At 69.2% G+C, this 17,999-nt stretch carries 19 protein-coding genes; 7 read left to right on the plus strand and 12 right to left on the minus strand.

Annotated elements, in window-relative coordinates; all coding sequences use genetic code 11:
• Positions 1 to 96: 96 nt before the first annotated feature.
• Positions 97 to 2,118 (plus strand): phenylacetic acid degradation bifunctional protein PaaZ, encoded by a 2,022-nt coding sequence (gene paaZ, locus AB0M48_RS27745; RefSeq protein WP_363847294.1) that lies wholly within the window; start codon positions 97 to 99, stop codon positions 2,116 to 2,118.
• Positions 2,119 to 2,158: 40 nt separating this feature from the next.
• Here paaZ and AB0M48_RS27750 read toward each other — a convergent pair whose 3' ends face one another.
• Positions 2,159 to 3,631, minus strand: coding sequence for an FAD-dependent oxidoreductase (locus AB0M48_RS27750; RefSeq protein ID WP_363847295.1), 1,473 nt, complete (start codon positions 3,629 to 3,631; stop codon positions 2,159 to 2,161).
• Between the two features lie 77 nt (positions 3,632 to 3,708).
• Here AB0M48_RS27750 and AB0M48_RS27755 point away from each other — a divergent pair, with 77 nt between their 5' ends.
• The 3 genes from AB0M48_RS27755 (at position 3,709) to AB0M48_RS27765 (ending at position 6,922) form a co-directional block, all read left to right on the plus strand.
• Entirely contained in the window at positions 3,709 to 5,001 is a 1,293-nt protein-coding gene (locus tag AB0M48_RS27755; protein WP_363847297.1) for an NAD(P)/FAD-dependent oxidoreductase, read from the plus strand.
• Complete coding sequence (locus tag AB0M48_RS27760; protein ID WP_363847299.1) at positions 4,998 to 5,900, plus strand: SRPBCC family protein; 903 nt, start codon at positions 4,998 to 5,000, stop codon at positions 5,898 to 5,900. The genes AB0M48_RS27755 and AB0M48_RS27760 overlap by 4 nt, the downstream gene beginning before the upstream one ends.
• Positions 5,901 to 6,094: 194 nt before the next feature.
• Complete coding sequence (locus AB0M48_RS27765; protein WP_363847301.1) at positions 6,095 to 6,922, plus strand: extensin family protein; 828 nt, start codon at positions 6,095 to 6,097, stop codon at positions 6,920 to 6,922.
• 92 nt (positions 6,923 to 7,014) lie between these two features.
• Here the strand turns inward: AB0M48_RS27765 and AB0M48_RS27770 are convergent, their stop codons facing one another.
• The 5 genes from AB0M48_RS27770 to AB0M48_RS27790 form a co-directional block, all read right to left on the minus strand.
• Positions 7,015 to 7,641 carry a DUF4360 domain-containing protein gene (locus tag AB0M48_RS27770; RefSeq protein WP_363847303.1) on the minus strand — a complete coding sequence of 209 codons (627 nt, stop codon included), beginning with the start codon at positions 7,639 to 7,641 and terminating at the stop codon, positions 7,015 to 7,017.
• A 275-nt stretch (positions 7,642 to 7,916) separates the two neighbouring features.
• Positions 7,917 to 8,432 carry an ATP-binding protein gene (locus AB0M48_RS27775; protein ID WP_319987827.1) on the minus strand — a complete coding sequence of 172 codons (516 nt, stop codon included), beginning with the start codon at positions 8,430 to 8,432 and terminating at the stop codon, positions 7,917 to 7,919.
• 201 nt (positions 8,433 to 8,633) lie between these two features.
• Positions 8,634 to 9,182 (minus strand): DUF4360 domain-containing protein, encoded by a 549-nt coding sequence (locus tag AB0M48_RS27780; RefSeq protein ID WP_363847306.1) that lies wholly within the window; start codon positions 9,180 to 9,182, stop codon positions 8,634 to 8,636.
• Positions 9,183 to 9,552: 370 nt separating this feature from the next.
• A complete protein-coding gene (locus tag AB0M48_RS27785; protein ID WP_363847308.1) occupies positions 9,553 to 10,833 on the minus strand; it encodes a HAMP domain-containing sensor histidine kinase in 1,281 nt (426 codons plus the stop codon).
• Positions 10,830 to 11,495 carry a response regulator transcription factor gene (locus AB0M48_RS27790; protein WP_030478935.1) on the minus strand — a complete coding sequence of 222 codons (666 nt, stop codon included), beginning with the start codon at positions 11,493 to 11,495 and terminating at the stop codon, positions 10,830 to 10,832. The genes AB0M48_RS27785 and AB0M48_RS27790 overlap by 4 nt, the downstream gene beginning before the upstream one ends.
• Before the next feature lie 25 nt (positions 11,496 to 11,520).
• Here AB0M48_RS27790 and AB0M48_RS27795 point away from each other — a divergent pair, with 25 nt between their 5' ends.
• On the plus strand, positions 11,521 to 12,078 hold the full coding sequence (locus AB0M48_RS27795) for a hypothetical protein (protein ID WP_363847310.1): 558 nt from the start codon (positions 11,521 to 11,523) through the stop codon (positions 12,076 to 12,078).
• Between the two features lie 2 nt (positions 12,079 to 12,080).
• On the opposite strand, the gene AB0M48_RS27800 is transcribed toward AB0M48_RS27795, so the two are convergent.
• From AB0M48_RS27800 to AB0M48_RS27810, 3 genes are all read right to left on the minus strand, one after another.
• Positions 12,081 to 13,286 carry a glycoside hydrolase family 88 protein gene (locus tag AB0M48_RS27800; protein ID WP_363847312.1) on the minus strand — a complete coding sequence of 402 codons (1,206 nt, stop codon included), beginning with the start codon at positions 13,284 to 13,286 and terminating at the stop codon, positions 12,081 to 12,083.
• Positions 13,287 to 13,499: 213 nt separating this feature from the next.
• Positions 13,500 to 14,405, minus strand: a complete 906-nt coding sequence (locus AB0M48_RS27805; protein WP_363847314.1) for a GNAT family N-acetyltransferase — start codon at positions 14,403 to 14,405, stop codon at positions 13,500 to 13,502.
• Positions 14,406 to 14,490: 85 nt separating this feature from the next.
• A complete protein-coding gene (locus tag AB0M48_RS27810) occupies positions 14,491 to 15,474 on the minus strand; it encodes a hypothetical protein (RefSeq protein ID WP_363847316.1) in 984 nt (327 codons plus the stop codon).
• Between the two features lie 109 nt (positions 15,475 to 15,583).
• Between AB0M48_RS27810 and AB0M48_RS27815 the strand changes: the two genes are divergently transcribed.
• A complete protein-coding gene (locus AB0M48_RS27815) occupies positions 15,584 to 16,468 on the plus strand; it encodes an exopolyphosphatase (RefSeq protein ID WP_363847318.1) in 885 nt (294 codons plus the stop codon).
• Here AB0M48_RS27815 and AB0M48_RS27820 read toward each other — a convergent pair.
• From AB0M48_RS27820 to AB0M48_RS27830, 3 genes are all read right to left on the minus strand, one after another.
• Positions 16,457 to 16,804: an STAS domain-containing protein gene (locus AB0M48_RS27820; protein ID WP_266037552.1), complete on the minus strand. Its 348-nt coding sequence runs from the start codon at positions 16,802 to 16,804 to the stop codon at positions 16,457 to 16,459. The two genes, AB0M48_RS27815 and AB0M48_RS27820, sit on opposite strands and share 12 nt — an antisense overlap.
• 72 nt (positions 16,805 to 16,876) lie before the next feature.
• Positions 16,877 to 17,110, minus strand: a complete 234-nt coding sequence (locus AB0M48_RS27825; protein ID WP_319987818.1) for a DUF6480 family protein — start codon at positions 17,108 to 17,110, stop codon at positions 16,877 to 16,879.
• Positions 17,111 to 17,131: 21 nt separating this feature from the next.
• The gene (locus AB0M48_RS27830; RefSeq protein WP_363847320.1) at positions 17,132 to 17,518 is read right to left on the minus strand and encodes an ATP-binding protein; all 387 of its coding nucleotides are present in this window, start codon (positions 17,516 to 17,518) and stop codon (positions 17,132 to 17,134) included.
• A 104-nt stretch (positions 17,519 to 17,622) separates the two neighbouring features.
• Here AB0M48_RS27830 and AB0M48_RS27835 point away from each other — a divergent pair, with 104 nt between their 5' ends.
• Positions 17,623 to 17,991: an STAS domain-containing protein gene (locus AB0M48_RS27835; protein ID WP_363847322.1), complete on the plus strand. Its 369-nt coding sequence runs from the start codon at positions 17,623 to 17,625 to the stop codon at positions 17,989 to 17,991.
• Positions 17,992 to 17,999 lie beyond the last annotated feature (8 nt).

Raw genomic sequence — 17,999 nt, forward strand, 5'->3', positions numbered from 1 at the left:
GCCTTCACCTCCCGCGACGCCACCCGGCGGCTGATACGTTGCCGGGTGGACGGGTCGATGAGGATCCATCGGCCCCTCGTGAGAAGGGTTGGCTCGATGAGCTTGCTGCGCAGCTACGTGTCGGGTGGATGGCACACGCCTTCCGTGGAGGGCGCGCCGTTGCACGACGCCGTGACGGGCGAGGAGATCGCCCGGATCTCGTCGGCGGGTGTCGACATGGGGGCGGCGCTGCGGTACGGGCGAGAGGTCGGCGGGCCCGCGTTGCGCGAGCTCACGTTCCACCAGCGCGCGCAGCTGCTGAAGGCCCTCGGGCTCTACCTCAAGGAGCACAAGGCCGAGCTGTACGCGCTGTCCGCCCGCAGCGGCGCGACGAGGTCCGACTCGTGGATCGACGTCGACGGCGGCTTCGGCGTGCTGCTCGGGTACGCGTCCAAGGCCAAGCGCGAGCTGCCCAACGACAAGGTCTACGTCGACGGGCCCGTCGAGCCGCTCGGGCGGGGCGGCACGTTCGTCGGCCAGCACATCTGCACGCCCCTGCACGGGGTCGCGGTGCAGATCAACGCCTACAACTTCCCCATGTGGGGGCCGCTGGAGAAGTTCGCGCCCGCGTTCATCGCCGGGGTGCCGTCGCTGATCAAGCCCGCGTCCCAGACGGCGTACGTGACCGAGAAGCTGGTCGAGCTGATGCTCGCCTCCGGTCTGCTGCCCGAGGGGTCGTTGCAGCTGGTCTGCGGTTCGGCGGGCGACCTGCTCGACCACCTGACCCCGCAGGACCTGGTCGGGTTCACCGGGTCCGCGTCCACCGCCCAGCACCTGCGCACGCACCAGGCCGTGATCCGGTCGTCGGTGCGGTTCAACGCCGAGGCCGACTCGCTGAACTGCTCGATCCTCGGCCCGGACGCCGTCCCCGGCACGCCCGAGTTCGACCTGTTCGTCGGCCAGCTGGTGACCGAGATGACGACCAAGGCGGGCCAGAAGTGCACGGCGATCCGGCGCGCGCTGGTGCCCGAGCGGCTGATGGACGCCGTGGCCGAGGCGACGGCGGCGAAGCTGGCCGAGGTGGTCATCGGCAACCCCGCCGACAAGTCGGTGAAGATGGGCGCGCTGGCCGGGCTGGAGCAGCGCGAGGAGGTCCGCCGGTCGCTGAAGGCGTTGCGGGAGAACGCCTCGGTCGTCTACGGCGACGGCGCCCTGTCCCTTGTGGACGCGGACGCCGAACGGGGCGCGTTCATGTCGCCGATGCTGCTGCGCGCCGCCGCCGACGCCGTGCAGCCGCACGAGGTCGAGGCGTTCGGGCCGGTGTCGACGCTGATGCCCTACACCTCCGTGGACGACGCCGTGGCGCTGGCCGCGCGCGGTGCGGGTTCGCTGGTGGGGTCCATCGTCTCGGCCGACACGGACTTCGTGCGCGAGGTCGTGATCGGCACGGCACCGTGGCACGGCCGGTTGCTGGTGCTCGACCGCGAGGACGCCGGCGAGTCGACCGGGCACGGCTCACCGCTGCCGATGCTCGTGCACGGCGGCCCCGGCCGGGCAGGTGGCGGTGAGGAGATGGGCGGCATGCGCGGCGTCCTGCACCACATGCAGCGCACGGCCGTGCAGGGCAGCCCGCGCGCGTTGGGCGCCATCACGAACCGTTGGGTGACGGGAGCGCCTCGCCGCGAGGACGCGGTGCACCCGTTCCGCAAGACACTGGCGGAGCTGCGCCTGGGCGACACGGTCGTCGCCGGTCCGCGTGAGGTGACGCTGGAGGACATCGAGCACTTCGCGACGTTCACCGGCGACACGTTCTACGCGCACATGGACGAGGAGGCCGCCGCCGCGAACCCGTTCTTCGGCGGCCGGGTCGCCCACGGCTACCTGGTGGTCTCGTTCGCGGCGGGCCTCTTCGTCTCGCCCGAGCCCGGACCGGTGCTGGCGAACTACGGGCTGGAGAACCTGCGGTTCGTCACGCCGACGTTCCCCGGCGACCAGCTCACGGTGACCCTGACGGTCAAGCAGATCACGCCGCGCGAGGACCAGGAGTACGGCGAGGTCCGCTGGGACGCCGACGTGACGAACCAGAAGGGCGAGTCGGTCGCGAAGTACGACGTGCTGACTCTCGTCGCGAAGGCCTGAAGGTTGATGAAAGCTCCCCTCATCAACCACGCGGGGCCCGCTAGCGCGGTTCCTTGCGGGGGAGGGGCTGGGTCGCCGGTCCCTCCAGCACCGCGCCGTCGACGTCGAACCGCGAACCGTGGCACGGGCAGTCCCAGCTGCGTTCGGCGGCGTTGAACCGGACGAAGCAGCCGAGGTGCGTGCAGCGCATCGACACGCCGTGCAGCTCACCGTCCTCGTCGCGGTAGACGCCGGTCTTGCCCAGGCCGTCGCGGATGACGTGGGCCTGGCCGCGCGGCAGGTTCTCGCTGGAGGTGGCGTCGGCGGGCATGATCCGGTCGCCGACCATCTCCACCGCGACCTCGGCGTTCTTCTTCACCAGCGTCGGCAACGACTTCAGCGACAGCCGGTGCGGGCTGAACCGCTCGGCCAGGTCGTTCGGCTTGCCCGTCACCAGGTCCGCGAGCAGCGTCGCGGCGAACGTGCCGCTGGTCAGGCCCCACTTCATGTACCCGGTGGCGGTGAACAGCGTGCTGTTGCCCGGCGTGTAGCTGCCGATCATCGGCAGGTGGTCGTAGGCCGTGGGGTCCTGCGCCGACCAGCGGTGGGTGATCTCCTCGACCTGCCAGTGCCTGCGCGCGAAGTCCTCCAGCCGGCGGAACGGCTCCACCGCGGGCTTGCCCGTCTGGTGGCTCTGACCGGCGATGATCAGCTTGTCCTGGTGCGCCGAGATCGACCACGACGGGCTGCCCGTGCTGATGGCGAGCGCTTGCGTCGGTGCGTTGACGCGGGCCGCGATGCAGTAGGCGCGGGTGAGTTCGAGGCGGGCGAAGTACAGGCCCCGGTCCAGCGTCGGGTAGTGCGTCGCGATCACGATCTTGTCCGCGGTGACCTGACCGTCGTCGGTCGACACGCGGTGCCCGCTCACGTCGACGACCCTGCTGTGCTCGCACACCCGGCTGCCGTCGCCGTCGATCACGTCGGCCAGGCCCTGGAGGTACTTCACCGGGTGCAGGGCGATCTGGTCGTCGAGCCACACCGCCGCGTGCACCTCGAACGGCAGGTCGACGTTCTTGGCGTCGCGCACCGGCAGACCGGCCTGCCGAGCCGCGATCAGCTCGTTGTCGACGTCGCGCACCTCGGACTCGGTGTAGGCGTAGGTGACGGCGGGGGAGCGGCGCAGGTCGCAGTCGATCCCCTTCGCCAGGTCGGCGACCTGGGCCACGGCGGCCACGGACGCGGCGGCGTAGTCGGTGGCGGCGGCCAGGCCGTGGGTCTGCCGGATCTGCGAGTACACAGTGGACTGCAGCGCGGTGACCTTGGCGGTGTTGTTGCCGGACACGCCCGAGGCCACGCGCCCGGCCTCGAGCACGACGACGCGCAGGCCGCGGCGCTTGAGCAGCAACGCGGTGGTCAGGCCGGTGATGCCGCCGCCGACCACGGCCACGTCGAAGGTGTGCTGTCCGGTCAGCGGCGGACGTGACTTCGCTGGGAGGGCGGCAAGCCAGAGCGACTGGTCAGCGGTGGTGGTCATGGCGGGCGGATACCCGCGTTCCGGTCGGGTATGCGAGGGCGCTGTTACCTCCTGGCCTCAGTGGGTATGCGACTCCCATGAGCAAGCACAGGGTTGTCGTTGTCGGAGGTGGGCTCGGCGGACTGGGCGTGGTGCGCGGCCTGAAGCGCGCGGACGCCGAGGTCACGCTGATCGACCGCACGAACCACCACCTGTTCCAGCCGCTGCTGTACCAGGTGGCGACGGCGTTGCTGCCCGCGGGCGACATCGCGCCGGCGTTCCGGGCGATCCTGCGCAAGCAACGCAACGCGCACGTCCTGCTGGGCGAGGTGACCGGCTTCGACACCGCCGCCAAGCGGGTGCACGTCGACCTGCCGGACGGGAGGTCGACGCAGGTCGAGTACGACACCCTGGTCGTCGCGGCCGGCTCCCGTGACAGCTACTTCGGCCACGACGAGTGGGCCGAGACAGCGCCGCCGATGAAGACCCTCGAACAGGCCGTCGGCCTGCGCTCGAAGCTGCTGCGGGCGTTCGAGACCGCGGTGGGCGCCGAGGACCCGAAGCAGTGGCTGTCGTTCGCGGTCGTGGGGGCGGGGCCGACCGGCGTCGAGCTCGCGGGGCAGCTCGCCGACCTGGCACGCCGTGCGTTGAAGGGACAGTTCCGGGAGATCGACCCGCGCGACATCCGCATCACGTTGATGGACGCCGTGCCGCACGTGCTGCCGCCGTTCTCCGCGCCACTGCGCGAGCACGCGCGGGTGAAGCTGGAACGGCTCGGCGTCACGGTGATGACGAACGCGATGGTCGAGTCCATCGACGCGGAAGGCCTGACGACCAAGGACGGCGACCGGGTCGAGGCGCGCACGATCATCTGGGCGGCCGGTGTGCAGGCCTCGCCGCTGGCGCGCGAGCTCGCCGAGGCGACCGGTGCCGAGGTCGACCGCAAGGGCAGGATCCTGGTGAACCCCGTCGACTGCTCGGTCACCGACGACGTCTTCGCCATCGGCGACATGGTGAACCTGAACGACCTGCCCGGCATCGCCGAGCCCGCGCTCCAGGAGGGCCACCACGTCGCCCGCGTGATCAAGGCACGGCTGAACGGCCGCAGGGCGAAGCCGTTCAAGTACCTCGACCTCGGCACGATGGCCACGATCTCGCCCGGTGACGCCGTCGCGGACATCAAGAAGCTGCGGCTCAAGGGCCTGATCGGCAAGGCGGCGTGGTTGGTCGTGCACATCGCGTTCCTGGTCGGCTGGCGCAACCGGGTCGCGGTGCTCGCGCAGTGGGGGTGGAACCTGCTGACCGGTCGTCGCGCACAGCCGATCATCCTGGAGCCGGTGCGGGCGATCGAGCGCCGGGAAGGTTTGGCAGCGGGTAACCGGAAAGCGTGAACACGGAGCTGCTGAGCATCTACCTCAACGACCACCTGACCGGGGCGATGGCCGGCACCGAGCTCGCCCGTCGCATCAGCAAGACGCACCCCGAACTGAGGGTTCTCGCGGACGACGTCGAGGCCGACCGCAAGGAACTGCTCGACTTCATGCGTCAGGCCGGTGTCGAGTCGCGCCCGCACAAGGAGGCGATCGGCTGGCTCGTCGAGAAGGCGGGCAGGCTCAAGCTCAACGGCAGGGTGCTCGGCCGTTCACCGCTCAGCGACGTGCTCGAACTGGAGACGCTGCGCGTCAGCATCGAGGGCAAGGTCGCGCTGTGGCGGACGCTGCGGAAGCTGAACAGCTTCGACGACACCCGGCTGGAGCGGCTGGCACGCCGCGCGGAGAGCCAGGCCGAACTGGTCGACCAGTACCGGCTGAACCTCGCGCCGCAGGTGTTCAACTCGCCGAACGTGTCCGGCGTGGACGTCGAGCGCGAATTCACCGTCGCGTCCACGCCCGAGGGCGTCGTCGAATACCTGCGCGACTTCTCCCGCGCCGAGCAGTGGGACCCCGGCACCGTGTCGTGCACGCGCCTGGACGACGGCCCGGTCGAGGTGGGCTCTCGCTGGCGCAACGTGTCGTCGTTCCTCGGCCGCAAGACCGAGCTCGTCTACGAGCTGACCCGTGACGACCCGGGCGGCCTGCAGTTCGTGGGGCGCAACGACACCGCGACCTCGACCGACGACATCTCGATCACGCCGGGGGACACGCCGGGCACGGCCCGGATCGCCTACCGCGCGCACGTCGAGTTCAACGGGCTCGCGAAGTTCGGGGCACCCGTGGCGAAGCTCGCGCTGGAGAAGCTGGGCAACGACACCGAGAAGAACCTGATCCGCGTGCTCGGGCCCGTCCGCTGACCTGGACGACAATGGCCGGACCGGACCGGGCGAGCGGGCCCGGCATGCGCCGCTCCTGCGGTAAAGGCAAAGGAAAAACGCAGGTCAGACGCGATTCCGCCGTTCGGAAGTGATCCCTAGACTCCGTCGAGCCGGTAGGTGAGACAGGCTCTTCCTCCTGCCGCCGCCGGCTTGGACGCAGAGGGAGTACTGGGGTGTTCGAGAACAACGTCACCAGACGCGGCTTCGTCACGGGCGCGGCGGCGGTCGCCGGTCTCGCCGGCCTGTCCACCATCGCACCGGGGCTGGCCAGTGCCGCGCCCATGCCCGACGACCAGCACACGCCCGCGGAGATCGAGGCCGCCGAGGTCGGCACGCTGGCGATGATGACGTTCCAGAAGATCGACGGCACTCCCGTCTACTACTGGCGTTCCAACCGCGGCAACACGACCGCGCGCAACTGGCAGGCCACCGACGCGTTCTACAACGCGCTCGTCGCCTGGATCCGCGACCTGCGCTCGCTCTCGTCGAGCTACGGCTCGATCAGCTACATCGTCTCGGCGGGCTTCTACGTCGACAAGGCGGGCCAGCACGGCGCCGGCACCGCGATGGACCTCGACCACGTCCGGTGGTCCGGCGGCAACACCATCTCGCCGCTCGACAGGCACCACGCGTCGGGCACCGCCTCGATCCGCAAGCGCTACCTCGCGACGGAGGCCGTGTGCCGCCGCCGCTTCCGCTACGTGCTCGACGGCTGGTACAACGCCTCCCACGAGGACCACATCCACGCCGACTTCGGTGGCATGCCGGTCCGCGCGGTCAAGGACTCCGAGTCCGACACCAAGTTCGTCCAGGCCGTGTGCAACAACTTCCGCGGCTCCGGCCTCGCGATCGACGGCATCTGGGGCCCTGCCACCACGAGCGCGTTCAACGGCCTCAAGTCGGCGCTGGGCGTGACCGGTGACCCGCACACCAGCAGCTCGGTGTGGCAGGGAATGCTGTCGAAGATCGCGACCAAGGGGTTCGCGAACCAGAACATCTGATCGCGTCGGCAGCAGAACCGGCAAGGCCGGAGCCCATGCCTCCTGGGCTCCGGCCTTGCCGTGCGAGGGCGCGGTTCAGCTGACGTGACTGTCTACTTCGGACACTTCTTCCAGGCGAAGTGGTAGATGGTCTCGATCGAGCCGTCCGTCGAGTCCATCGCCATGAAGCTGGTCTTCTTCGGGTCGGACGTGCCCTTGTCCACCCGCAGCTCGGTGTTGATGTTGAAGTTCCGCTTCGCGCCGCACGGGTGGTAGACGATCGAGGCGACGTCGGTCTTGTGGGTGACCTGCCAGCTGTCGCTCAGCGCGCCGTTCCAGGTCTTGGACCGCTGGTCGTTGTCCGACATGCCCTGGAAGTAGTAGCTCGCCTTCTGCGTGCCCTTCGCTCCTCTTTCGAGGTGTGCGAATCCTCTGTAATCGGCCTGCGCGATGCCGAAGGTGAATCCGCCGGGGACGTTCACCTTGAGGTTCAGCTGGCAGTTCTTGCGGAAGTCGGTCGGCCGCGACTCGGGACCGGCCTGCGCCAGGTAGTCGCTGTAGGTGACCGTGAACGCCTTGTTGTCGGGGGAGACGGCGACGGCGGCCGTACCGGCGCGACAGCCGGAGCCGTTGACCGTGACGACGTCGATGGTGATCTGACCCGTCGGGGGCGGGTCGGCGACCGGGGGAATGACGATGGTGGACAGCGCCAGGCCGACTGCGGCCAGCATGCTGATCATTGCGACACCTTTCCGAATGTGCAGGACAGTTCGGGCGGCGTGGTACGAGACCGTATCGGAAAGGTTGTTGACGAACCGTCCGCCAAGCAGCCCAACATTGCGGGCGAGAGCACCAAGAATTGTTTTCACCGAGCTGGGTTAACAGGCGACCAGGATTGGCGGGAAGCAGTTATTTCTGAGTTGCGAAGTAGATAGGTGAAGCGTCCACCCCGTGAGAGCGCGCACACGACAAAGGCGCATCCGCGGCTGGATGCGCCTTTGGGTGAGAACGGGGTCTAGCGCTGGTGGCCGTTGCCCATCGAGCCACCGAGACCGAACAGGATGCGCTGGATGAGCTCGGGATCGACGTCCGGCTCGTCGCCCAGCGCCTCGGCTGCGGGGGAGCGGCGCTTCTCGCGCCGGGGCAGCGGCACCGCGTTGGCGTTCACGCCCGTCGGCAGGGCCAGCTCGCACCAGATCAGCTTGGTGCCGTTGCCGAGCTGCAGCTCGCCGGTGCGCAGGTCCGGAGAGGTGGGCGGCATGATGAACCTGGCTGCCTCCAGCTCGACGACGAGGTAGTCGCCGCTCAGTCGCAGTCGCAGCGTGATCAGCCGCGAGGTCTTCGGATCGGCTGACTCGATGGCGGCTTCGACCAGCGCGCAGGCGACGGCCGAGCACTCCGCGGTCATGTTGCGCAGGCGCCACTCACCCAGGGTGAAACGCACGAACAGATCCGCGCAGTTCACCGCGGTGGGCAGCGCGATGAGTGTCAGGTCGTCGACCTGGGCGGTTGTCTGGGCGTTCGCCTGCATGCTGCCTCCGTTTCGCGTGCGGCGCGCGAGTCCGCGACAGTCACCCCAATGGCCGTCACGGTGAGCGGGAATCTACATGGGTATACGCGGGAAGCAATGGCCCGGTTGACTCACCCGTCAAAAGTCACGTGCGGGTCACGAGAAGAGGGCCTGTTGCTCACTGTGAGTATAGCTCCAGGCCCTCTCCGTGATCATTTTGGGTCAGCATCGCTTCCAGGCGAACTGGTAGCGGGTCTTGATGCTCCCGTCCGTGGAATCCATGGACACGAACGCCGGCTGGTTCGCCGAGTTCGTGAAAGCGCGCACTTCGGTGTTCACGTTCAGGTGCCGCACCGCGCCGCAGGGAGCGAACACGATCTCCGCGACGTCGGTGGTGTCGGTGAACTGCCAGTTGTCACTAGTGGGCGCCGCGATGTCGTGCGTGCTCGTTCCCGTGGACGACGAACCGGAGAAGTAGTAGCTGGCGCGCTGCATGCCGCGCGCGCCTCCGGGCAAGTGCGCGAACCCGCGGTAGTCGGCTTTCGCGATCCCGAACGTGAAGCCCTGCGGGTAGTGCACGCGGAGGTTCAGCTGGCAGTTCTTGCGGAACTGCGTCGGCGTCGAACCGGAACCGGCCTGCGCGGTGTAGTCGCTGTAAGTCACCGTGAATGACGTGTTGTCGTCGGAGACCGCTACCGCGGCCGTTCCGGCGGGACAGCCGGAACCGTTCACCGTGACGACGTCGACCGTGATTCTGCCGGGCGGAACCACTTGAATTCACTTAAGTCGTGGACGACCGACCGGGCGAACTTAAATATATTTAAGACGGATTAATCGTCTGAACGGGGGATTGGGGACGATCAGCGGTCGGCTAACTTCATGTCAGATCGCAGAAACGATCGACCCAGACCGACTGAATACGCCGGTCCCCACACCTGGCGCCGAGAGCCCCGGCTGATCCACCTCGTCACACCGGTGTGGGAAGGCAAGCGCGCACTGCTCATCGGGTTCCTCCCTCCTGCTCGGGACTCGGTGGTGCGGCAGCGGTGCCGCGCAGCCGGCCGGTGCCCGCCGGCGGCGCTGGACCCGTCCCACGGTCCGCGCCGCCGGCGGTGTTCGTCTTCCGGCCCCGCGAGGGCGCCTAAACCCTCCGGAGCCTCAATTGCACGCGTGCACCGCCCAACGGACCACGGTCGACGTGGAGGGAACCTCCCGTGCTCTCCGCGGCACGGCGGGCGATGTCGAGCCCCAGCCCGGTGGAACCGCCGCCGCTGGCACCGCGCCGCACCGCCTGCCGGGAGTCCGCGATGCCCGGACCCGCGTCCTCGACCACCAGCGCCACCAGATCGGCCTGGTGCACCAGCGTCACGGCGAACCGCGTGCCCTCCGGCGTGTAGCGGAAGACGTTGCCCAGCAACGCGTCCAGCGCGGCCGCGAGGTCGGCGCGCGAGAGCGGCACGGGAGCGGGCCGGTCGGCGCCGCGGACGGTCCAGGGCCGTTCCTGGTCGTCGGCGAGCGCGGACCAGAACACCAGCCGGTCACGCACCACCTCCGCCGCGTCGGCGCCGCTGTCGTCGGGCTGCAGGCCGGAGCGGGCGATCTTGATGATCTCGTCGACCTCCCTCTCGAGGCCCTGGACGGCCTCTCGGACGCGGTCCGCCCCCAGGCCGTGTCCGAGCGTGTCCGCGTCCAGGAGAAGGGCCGTGAGAGGCGTTCTGAGCCGGTGCGAGAGATCGGCGACCACCTCGCGTTCGGCGGCGAGCAGGTGCCGGACGCGCTCGGCCATGGCGTTGAAGGCCTTGCCGACCTCTTCGAACTCCGGCGGCCCCTTCACCGGGACACGCGCCGTGAGGTCGCCCTGGCCCATCCGGCGCGCCCCTTCGGCCAGCGCCCTGGTGGCTTTGACGGCGCGTGCGCCCAGGCGGTCGGCCACGAGCACCGAACCGGCGACCAGGCCGACCGCGACGCCTGCCAGCACCCACCAGGTGCCGATCACGCCGTGGGTCAGTTGCTCGTGCGGCACGAACGCCTCGACGATCGCTATCCCGCTCTCGCTGGTGACCAGCGGTTGCAGGTAGGCCACGCCGTCCGGCCTCTCGACCGTGGACGCCGTCGCGCGCTTCTGGGCCTCCTGCAGGTCCGCCGCGGTGATGTGCGAGTAGCCGTAGGTGCCGGGCGGGACGCTGAGGTGCACGGCCAGCCGCTGCTGACCGCCGTACCGGGTGCTCCTGATCACCTTGCGGATCTCCTGCGGGTCGCGGGTGATCAGCAACGTCTGCGTCATCGCGCCGGCCTGCTTCTCGGCCTCGCTCAGAGCGCGGTTGTACGCGGAGTTCTGCACGACGATCGCCAGCGGGATGAGGAACGCCAGCGCCACCATGCTGGTCGCCGCGAGAGCGACCAGCACCAGTGACCGCCTCATTGCGGGGCGACCATGCGCACGCCCACCCCTCGCACCGTGTGCAGATAACGAGGCTGCGCGGCCCGCTCACCGAGCTTGCGGCGCAACCAGGACAGGTGGACGTCGAGCGTCTGGTCGTCGCGGTGGGACGGCCAGAGGCTGGCGAGGATCTCCGCCCGCGGCACCACCTCCCCCTGCCGTGCCGCGAGGTAGGAGAGCAGCTCGAACTCCTTGTGCGTCAAGGAGAGCTCCTGGCCGTCCACTGTGGCCCTGCGGAGGTTCACGTCGATCTCCAGGCCACCGATCACGAGCTGCCTGCTGTCGCGGGCACGCCGCAGCACCGCCTGCAGGCGGGCTTCGAGGTGCTCGCTGGAGAACGGTTTGACCAGGTAGTCGTCCGCGCCCGCGTTGAGCAGCCGGACGATCCCGGCCTCGTCGTCGCGGGCGGTCGCGATGACCACCGGGGTGTTCGTGACGCCCCGGATCATCCGCAGCGCGTCACCGCCGTCGAGGTCGGGCAGCCCGAGATCGAGCACCACGACGTCGTAGTCGTTCGCGGTGACTTCTCGCAAAGCCTCGATCGCGAGCGCGACACCGTGCACGATGTGGCCCTGGCCGGTGAGAGCGCGAGTGATCGCCGCCCGCACCACCGGGTCGTCTTCGACCAGCAGCACTGATGCCATGAGCCGCTACGGGAGGATTGCCGCAGTGAGACGGTCCGTCGGGTACCTGGTCGCCTGGGCGGTGGTGACCGCGGTCGCCGTCGGCCTGTCGTGGTTCGGCATCCGGTGGGCGATGGAACCCGCGCCGGTCGCCGCCGCGGGCTTCACGACGGGTTCGGCCGTGCTGCCGATGCCGACCATCACCTCGCTGACCGTCCCGGTGCCCGAACCCGGTGCCTCCGCGGGCACCCCGCCGCCTGTCACGCCTTCGTCCACCAGGCCTCCTGTCGTCACCACGTCATCTGTTCCGGCTCCTCCCAGTAGTACGGATGCGCGTCCCACCTCGGCTCAATCTCCGCAGGGGGAATGGCAAGCGGACGGCTCCTACGTCCACGCGTTCCACCTGCGCGGCGGTGACGTGGTCGTGCGCTACCGCCCGCAGGGGGTGCAGGCGCTGTCGGCCACACCCGCGGACGGGTACTCGGTGTCCGTGGAACAGCCCGGCGGGCCGCTGGTGGTGAACTTCCGCAACGCCGCCGGCCGGTTGTCCAGGCTGGAAGCCACCTGGAACGACGGGCCGACGGCGAAGGTGATCGAGCAGTAGCGCTACAGGCCGATGGCCTCGGCGATCTGCGCGGGCTTGAGCACCCGCAGGATCGCCTCGTACAGGTAGTAGTCGCCGTACGGCAGCGAGACCTCCACACCGTCCTCTGCGGGGCGGTTGCGGGTGCCGCGCGCCAGGATCGCCTCGGCACGCGCCGACCTGGTCGTCAGGCACGTGGAGACCAGGCCGTCGAGGATCCTCAGCGCCCGGTCGCGGTAGCGGGTCGTGCCGGTGGCCTTGGCCAGGTCGAGCAGGCCGCACGCCATGATCGCGCCCGCCGACGAGTCCTTGATGTCGTTGACGCCCAGCGGCGAGCGGTAATCCCACACCGGCACGCCGTCCGGGGTGAGCACCGACAGCGCGTAGTCGGACATCTTGCGTGCGGTGTCGCGGAACTCGCGCAGGCCCGTGCGCCGGTACATGGTCGTGAAGCCGTAGATGCCCCACGCCTGGCCGCGCGCCCAGCACGACGCCGGGCTGTAGCCCTGCACGGTGTTCGGGCCGATGGCGGCGCCGGTGTCCGGGTCGAAGTCGAACACGTGCGGCGTCGAGCCGTCCGGGCGCAGGAAGTGCGTCTGAGTGGTTCTGGCGTGGGCGATCGCGATGTCCAGGAACCTGCGGTCGCCGGTCTGCTCGGTGGCGAACGCGAGCAGGTCCAGGTTCATCATCGTGTCGATGATGACGCGGCCCGCGTTGCCCGGCGTGCCGAGCCTGCCCCACGCGCGGATGAACTTCCCGGTGGCGTTCCAGCGCTGGATCAGCGTGGTCGCGGCGTCGATGGCGCCGTCACGCCATTTGGTGTCGCCGGTGAGCCGGTACGCGGTGACCCAGGAGGGGTAGAAGAGGAACCCCAGGTCGTGGTCGCGCGGTTCCAGGCGCCGGGGTGCCAGCCGGTCGCAGGCGGCCTCGGCGAGTGCGCGGAACTGCGCGTCGCCGCTGTCGAGGTGCGCGAGCCACAGGGTGCCCGGCCAGAAGCCGCCGATCCAGCCGCCGTCGGCGACGTAGGTCCACCTCTCGGCCCTGGTGATCTCCGGGAACGAGGTGATGCCGGGTGCGACCGCCTTCAGCTTGGTGTTGCCGTGATCGAGGGCCGCACGGAGGGTGGCGGGTGAAGCCGCGGCTTCTCCCGCACCGATGGCCACGCCTGCTCCGGTGAGCAGGGGAGTGGCCGCTGCGGACGCCAGAAGGGTGCGTCGAGACAGATTCACGAGACCGTCCAGTCCCTTTCTTCGTCTTGCGCCCGGCGCCACCCTGCCAGATCGGATCAAGGCGTGTAAAGGTGTGTCAAAAATTGATTCCTGCGTCTTGTCCAGTGCCGCTGAACAGCGTAAAGGATGCTGGGATGGATGAATCAGATATATGAACTTCCTGCATTCCGTCGTTGTAGAACGAATTGTTCACCCTTGTGAACGATTCGGTGTTCAGACGCGGAAGAGAACGGCGTCGAGGTGGTGCGGGCGCAGGCCGTGGCGCCGCATGAACGCGGCGTTGCCCCGGCCGCCTTCGAGGGTCGGGAGACCCAGGCGGACCGCGAGCCGGACGGACTCGGCGAACAACGCGCCGTACGGGCTGTAGCTGCCGTCCACGGCGTAGTCGACGCCGCAGGTCCAGGTGTGGAAGCGGGTGGCGTCGACGAGGCACACGCCGGCCGCGACGAGCCTGCCGTGCTGGCGCACCTCGATCACCCGCGCGAGGTCGCCCAGGGCTGTCACGAACTCGGCGAAGGCGGTGCCGGGGTGGAAGCCGTTGTTCTCGAAGCGGCTGGCGGTCTTGACGCACTGCAGGGTGATCTCGTCGAGCGAGGCGTGGTCGACCGGCAGGGTCTCGGCGGTGACGCCGGCCTCGGCCGATCTTCGTTCGTTGCGGCGCAGGTTCGCTCTGGCGCGCAGGCTCAGGCCGGCGAGGTAGTGCTCGTAGGTGGTGAGGCCGGTGGCCCACCTGTCCGTCAGGTGGCGTGCGGGCAGGCCGGCCGCGCGCAGCGCCTGCGACAGCGCGTTGCCGCGCTGCACGTTCACGAACCCGCACCAGCGCGCACCGAGGATCGACGCCGTGCGGATCATGCGGTCCAGCAACCGGGGCAGCACCTCGGCGGTGGCGGGCACGTGCGCGTCGTAGCAGTGCCACGTGTGGCTCAGCAGCGCGGTCTCACCGGCCGCTTCCGGATAGACCTCGTGCAGGCGGCGCAACGGATTCGCGGCCGTCTGGAGGTAGGCGGGCATGACCGCGACCGGCCTGCCACCGTGCCGTGCCACGAAGTACGCGCACGCGTCGACGGCCGTCAGCGGCGACTGTTCGCAGGCGCTGACGTACGCGTGTCGGTAGAACACCGGCGCACCTGCCTGGTGCACAACGGAATCCCAATCGGCAGAATCGATTTCCCTTATGCTGTTGGAGAATTCGACGTGCACGCGCTCACTGTACGGCCTGCCAGACGGCGAAGGGGACGTCGATCTCGTCGCGGCTCAGGCCGCCGTGTTCGTACCGCACCGAAGGATCCGGCACGGGGAACCGAGGCGACGCGGCCACCGCGACGACCGGACCGGCCTCGGGCTGCGCCAGGCCGAGATCGGTGGCGTGGTGAACGGTCGCCGCGTCGCCCAGAGCCGTTGCCACGCGGTCGAAAACGACCTCCAGGCGATCGGCCTTCGGGTAGAGCCAGCGCATGCGGCCCGCGCCGCCGGAGGGGATCTCGCACTCCTCGCGCACGATCGCGTCCCAGGCCTCGACGAGCTCCGGATCGGGGTCGACGGGGACCATGCCGTGGTCGGAGTGCGCCACGACGGTCCAACCCTGTGCGGCCCAACGGGAAGCGTGCGCGTCCAGACGGAGCATGGCCTCGTGCACCGACTCGTCGTAACCGTGGCGGTGCACGTGGTCGTCGATGTTGACGTACGTCCAGAGGAACCGGACGTCCTGGAGCGCCTTGTCGAGATCGGCGACGACGTTGGCGACGAGCAGCGGCGGGTCCTCGGACTGCGCCACGAGTTTGTGCCGGGCGGGCGCGGGTATCCGGGTGCACCCTCGAAGCAGTGCCTGCGCCCAGGTTCCTTCGAGGAGGTCGAGCTCGCGGGCCAGCACGGTCGCGCCGTGCCGTTCGAGCACGGTCGGCAGGTCCGGGATCGCGGGCATGCCGTTGACGGCGTGCACGAGCCCGGATCCGTTGCGGTACACCGATCCCGGCACCCGGTGGACATCGGCGGAGACACCGGTCAGAGCCGTCAGCAACGCCGTCGCGGACGTCGGTGGCACCGTGGAGGACAATGTCGAGACGGAGGCCGACAGCCAGGACTGTTTGGCCACGTCCGAGGAGAGACCGTCCACGGCCAGCACGATCACGCCGGACTGCGCCTTGCCGAGGGCGTGTTCGAGCCGGGAAGGTATCTCCGCCAGTGACATTCGGTGACTGTAACGCATCTCATCGGGTCGAGATTGCCCGTTCGGGGGCTGAGTTCCGCACAATGGCTGCCGATGAGGTAAAGAAGACTTGATAGAAGGAAGGTGGCGGATGGCGGTCGGAGTTCTGGACGTCGGGTGCTTCAGCGCGCACCTGGTGGTCGTGGAACGAGACCTGTTGCGTCCGCTGGTGTCCCACAAAGTCCGGCTGCGGCTGGACCGGGAGCTGGATTCGGACGGGGCCATCAGCCGCGAGGGCGTCGAGTCCCTCTGCGCCGCCGTGCTCGCCGCCCGCAAGAAGGCGGGCGACACCCAGTTCCTGCCCTTCGCCACCTCGTCCGTGCGTGACTCGGCGAACGTCGACGAGGTCATCAGCAAGGTGGCCAGACGCACCGGCGTCGAGCTGAAGGTGTTGTCCGGCAAGGAAGAAGCCCGCCTCTCGTACGCCGCGGCGCGGCACTGGTTCGGCTGGAGCGCGGGTCCGATGGTCGTGCTGGACGTCGGCGGTGGCACCGTCGAGCTCGCCGCGGGTGCCGGCGCCGAGCCCGACCGTGCGGTGTCGTTGCCTTTGGGGGCAAGGACTCTGACGCGCACCGGGATGACCGTCACGGAGATGCGCGTGGAGGTCGCCGAGCGGCTGGCGTCCGCGTTCCCCTGGGGTGAGAGCGCGCACGCGGTGGGGTGCTCGAAGGTGTTCGAACAGCTGGCCCGCCTCGCCGGCGCGCGCAACGGCACCTACGCGCCGCGTCAGTTGCGGCTCAAGGACCTGGAGAAGTGGATCCCGCGGCTCGCGAGGCTCTCGGTGCGTGAACGCGCGGCTCTGCCGGGAATTTCGCGCCACCGGGCCCAGCAGTCGCTGGCGGGCGCGGTGGTCGCGGAGGGTCTGATGAAGGTCTCGGGCCACGACGTCGTGGACATCTCCCCGTGGTCCACCAAGGAAGGCCTGCTGCTCTCCCTGGTGGAGCGTTCGCGCGCGAGGAACTCGTCAGCCGCGTAGGGCGGTGACGGCGTCCTCGACGTCGGCGAACAGCAGCAACAGCTGGTCGACCGCCGTCATCTCCAGCGGCCGCAGCACGATTCTGCTGTCGCTGACGACGCCGAACTTGACGCCGAGCTCGTCCGCCTGGTGCTGGGTCTCCACCAGCGCGCGAATGCCCTCGGAGCCGAAGAAGCGCACTTCCCGCAGGTCGACGACCAGCGCGGGCGGCTTGCGATCGAGCAGTTCGGCGAGCCTGCTCGTCACCGGTGCCGAGGACATCATGTCGATCTCGCCGGTGAGCGCGACGATCGGAATGGACTGGACGTAGGTAGTTCTCTGGCGAAGTTGGTTCATGAAGACTCCCGTCCGCACCGACCGTACGCGCCATCGGCGGACGCCCACAACCTGAGACTTCGGGAGCCGCGGCTACACGAGCAGGAAAGCGCGGGTCAGGAGCATCGCGGCCACCAGCACCGCGAACAGCACGATGATCGCGATCACGATGCGTCCGGCGGTCGCCTTGGGCGGAGTCCGCTCGTGGTGGGACAGGCCCGTGGTGGTCGATCCGGAGTCCGGAGGGGTTTCTCCTGGATTCACCCCGCCTCCGGGCTCCAGCCCAGGAGTGAGGTCGGGATCAGGGTCGGGAGGAAGAGCGGTCATAAGGGTTGAGATACCCCTTTTTCACGCTTCTAGTTGAGCCCAGACCACTTTCCCGCCACGTTCGGGTGTCGTTCCCCAGCTGACGCTCAGGGCCTGCACGAGCTGCATGCCGCGCCCGCGCGGGCTGCTGGGGTCGACCGGTCTCAGCTGAGGCAGCTTCGGCGACTCGTCGCGCACCTCGACGAGCATGCCGCCCGCCTTCCGGCTCACGGTGAGTGTGATCGGTCCCTCACCGTGATCGATGCCGTTGGACACCAGTTCGGTGACGACGAGCTGCGCGTCGTCGCTGAGGTCCTCGGACAGCTCCCACGACACCGCGGCTTCGCGCACCACCTGACGTGCGTGAGCGCACGAACCGCCGTCGGCGGTCAGGGTCACCCGCACCTCTGCCAGTGGGTCGTTCAACACAAGGCGCATCGTCGCACATCCGGCGCGTCGTTCGGATCTTTCAGCCCCCCGGTGGTCGCATGGTCGAACGTCGTGCTGCACGATTTGGGTCGCACGAGTCGGGCGTGGCGAAGGGAACGGCGACGATGGAGCTCAACGTCGGCAGCGAGGTCCAGCGGGGATGGCGAGTGCTCGCCATCGCCGGTGAGCTGGACATCGACACCGTCCCTGTCTTGTCCGCGAGGCTCGACGAGGACGTGACAGGAGCGCACGCGGTGCTCGACCTGGCCGGACTCGCGTTCATGGACTCGACGGGGCTCGCGCTGGTGCTGGACTGGCACCGACGGCTGGCCGAGGCCGGCGGACAGCTGAGGATCGCCGCCGCTCAGGCGCCGGTCCGGCGGTTGTTCGAGCTGGCCGACGTGGCCGAGGTGCTGAGCCTGCACGAGTCGGTGGACGTGGCCGTGCAGGAGGCGGTGGACTCGGCCCGCTGAGGGCCGCG

Origin of the sequence: Lentzea sp. NPDC051208 (genome assembly GCF_040682435.1) — a bacterium.
GTDB lineage: Bacteria > Actinomycetota > Actinomycetes > Mycobacteriales > Pseudonocardiaceae > Lentzea > Lentzea kristufekii.